Annotated in this window: 3 protein-coding genes; all 3 read left to right on the top strand. The window is 59.4% G+C overall.

From position 1 onward, the window contains the following. Positions 1-458 precede the first annotated feature (458 nt). The 3 genes from ACZRMS_RS26165 (at position 459) to ACZRMS_RS26155 (ending at position 2,376) form a co-directional block, all read left to right on the top strand. Positions 459-884 carry a hypothetical protein gene (locus ACZRMS_RS26165; RefSeq protein WP_197884198.1) on the top strand — a complete coding sequence of 142 codons (426 nt, stop codon included), beginning with the start codon at positions 459-461 and terminating at the stop codon, positions 882-884. Between the two features lie 369 nt (positions 885-1,253). Then, positions 1,254-1,448, top strand: a complete 195-nt coding sequence (locus ACZRMS_RS26160) for a hypothetical protein (RefSeq protein WP_463997632.1) — start codon at positions 1,254-1,256, stop codon at positions 1,446-1,448. Then, positions 1,438-2,376: a protein rep gene (locus ACZRMS_RS26155; RefSeq protein WP_219263256.1), complete on the top strand. Its 939-nt coding sequence runs from the start codon at positions 1,438-1,440 to the stop codon at positions 2,374-2,376. The genes ACZRMS_RS26160 and ACZRMS_RS26155 overlap by 11 nt, the downstream gene beginning before the upstream one ends. Positions 2,377-2,654: the final 278 nt, after the last annotated feature.

The raw sequence follows: 2,654 nt of genomic DNA, 5'->3' as shown, positions 1-2,654 counted from the left end.
AGGGTTCTGAATCGCTGCGCGATTCGCCACCCTCTTTCCTCCCCTGCGCCCTGGACGGGCTTGTCTCGAAAATTCACCCGCGTGCGCGCCCGGCAAAGCCGGACCACCCCGCTTTCTGAGACTTCGCGACGCATCGATGCGGGACTTCGTCCCTTCCTCTGCTGCTCCGGCTCGAAACCAGGGTGGTCCGGTTTCACCTGACGCGCACGCAAGCGGTGCGGCCTGATGCTTCGCACCCTGGTTTCGCCCTGGACGGGCTGCACCAGGGCAGAACGGGAAAATTTGGCCTGGGGGCCATTTCCCCTCACCACCCTCGTGGGCTCGGGTAGCGTCTGTCTGGCTGTTTCCGTCGTCTTCGACGCCGGTTTATCAGAGCGGCTTTTGGCCGCTCTGGAAGCAGCTTTCAGCTGCCCAAAGCAGGCTGCGCTACCATGCGATTTTCGCCTGGGAGCAGCCCAATGCAGCGCATAGCAAAACCCTCAGATTACGTCCTGCAGGACATCCTCGGCAGATCGCAGTATGTGCTGCCCTGGGAGGACAAGCTTTGCCCTGGGAATCCCACAGACAATCCCGAGGCAGGTGCGGTTGAGTACAACGAACATGCCCTTGAGAGGGCCCGTAGCGGCGGTGTGGCCATCAAGGCCGATCCGGTAGGCGATGCAGTGAATGCGGCCATAAAAACGCCTGGTGAGGCTCACAGGGCCCTTGCGCGGGATCTAGCGGCCTCATACCTGGGCGGTTATCAATTTCTCATGAGCGACTTGGAGCACTGGGACGAGGAAACCAAACACACCCGGGCTGGCCTGGTTTTTTCCAATCAGGATCTGCGCAACCTATCGGCGCGCCAGGTGATGGATCTCCGTGCCCGAACTGCACAAGCCTGACGCGCTGCGCTTGTCCCCTCGGCCTCCGCACTGGAACAAGTTCCAGCACTCCGATCGAGGCCATTCGTTTGATGGTATGGCCTGCCGTTTGAGTGGCAAGGTCAGGGGCCGCGACCCCGGCTCGGCGTGACGCGCTTCACCGTCGCGCAGAACGGAGTCCCGGGCGAAGCGAACCCTTGACCCTCCGCCGACCAAAGCACCCTTTGGCTCTCTGCTCCTGGCCACCGGCCGGGAGCGGAGGCCCCCAGCATGGGTGTTTTTGATCTTGATTTTGATGGTCGCGATCGACAGTCGACGTGAGTCGGAAACCTCGGTCGTTATGGTCCTTGTCGTGATGCCAACATTCGGTATCACCACTGAGGACTTGGCATGAAGATTTCAATCGAGCTGGACCGTAAGGACGTTTTGTCTTTGATCGCTGTTTTTCTGCTGATGCTCCCGAATTCCGGGGCTTTGCGCGGTTCTGAGGCGGGCGAATCTCTGCTTTACTTGATACATAGAAACAATGTGCATGCAGATGCTATGCTCGGTCCCATAGGAAAGGGGGCCAAAAATGGCGCATAAAAAAACCCCTGAGAACTCTTCCAACTTGGCAGGCGGGGAGTTCACAGGGGCTGACGAAGCTAGGCTTCTGGACGAAAGAATAGCACGCTACGGCGTGGCTCACGCAAGGTCTCAGGCGATGCTCGATCATCTCCGAGAGGCACCGTCACAGGCCACCACGAAGACTGCTGCTGGCCTTGCCAGTTGCGGTAATTACCTGCACTTCCGGGAGTACTTCACCGTGGGCAAGGTACGGCTGCATAGCGCAACGTTTTGCAAGCAGCACCTGGTCTGCCCGCTATGCGCTATTCGCCGCGGGGCCAAGGCTCTTGGGGCTTACCTGACGCGATGGCAGGTGATCCAGGAGGAGCGACCGGATCTGCGCCCATATCTCTTGACCCTCACGGTCAAAAATGGCGATGACCTGGAAGAAAGGCAGACTCACCTCAGTAAGTCATTGCGTAAGCTTTTGGACCGTCGCCGCAATTTCAATTCCGGTGTCCCACGTGCTCCATGGACAGAGCTTTGCAAGGCAGAGGGAGCGGTCTACACCTTGGAGCTGACCAACAAGGGCAAGGGCTGGCATCCTCACTGTCACATGATCATTCTGGCGACCTCTCAGCTATCCCAAACAGACCTCAGCGCCGAGTGGCACAAGATCACCGGCGACAGCATGGTCGTGGATTGCAGGCCCATCCTGGGCGATCCAGTGGAGGGTTTCATGGAGGTATTCAAGTACGCCGTGAAGTTCTCCGACTTGACCCTGGCTGACAACTGGCACGCGGCGCAGATCCTCAAGGGCAAGCGCCTGCTGAACAGCTTCGGCTCGTTCCGTGGCGTCGATATCCCAGACTCACTGCTCGATGAGCCTCTCGATGGGCTCCCTTATCTGGATCGGTTTTATCGCTACCTGGACGATTCCTACCAGCCGGCGAGCATTCGAGACTGATCGCCGTCCTCTTGCTCACCTATTGCTGCCGCAATAGGTAAAACAATAGGTTGCGCAATAGGACTGCCAAGAGCCAAAACCATAGAAACCAACAGCAAAGTGCCGTCACCCCTGCGGGTCTCCGTGGCCGCCCCTGCGGGCCGCCCAAACCTCCCGGGGGAGCGCCCCGGAAGGCCTTCAGGGTTCTGAATCGCTGCGCGATTCGCCACCCTCTTTCCTCCCCTGCGCCCTGGACGGGCTTGTCTCGAAAATTCACCCGCGTGCGCGCCCGGCAAAGC

The sequence above is a fragment of the Pseudomonas sp. B424 genome (genome assembly GCF_055408345.1).
The sequence above is the reverse complement of the archived record's forward strand: the minus strand, read 5'-3'. Positions and strand labels throughout refer to the sequence as shown.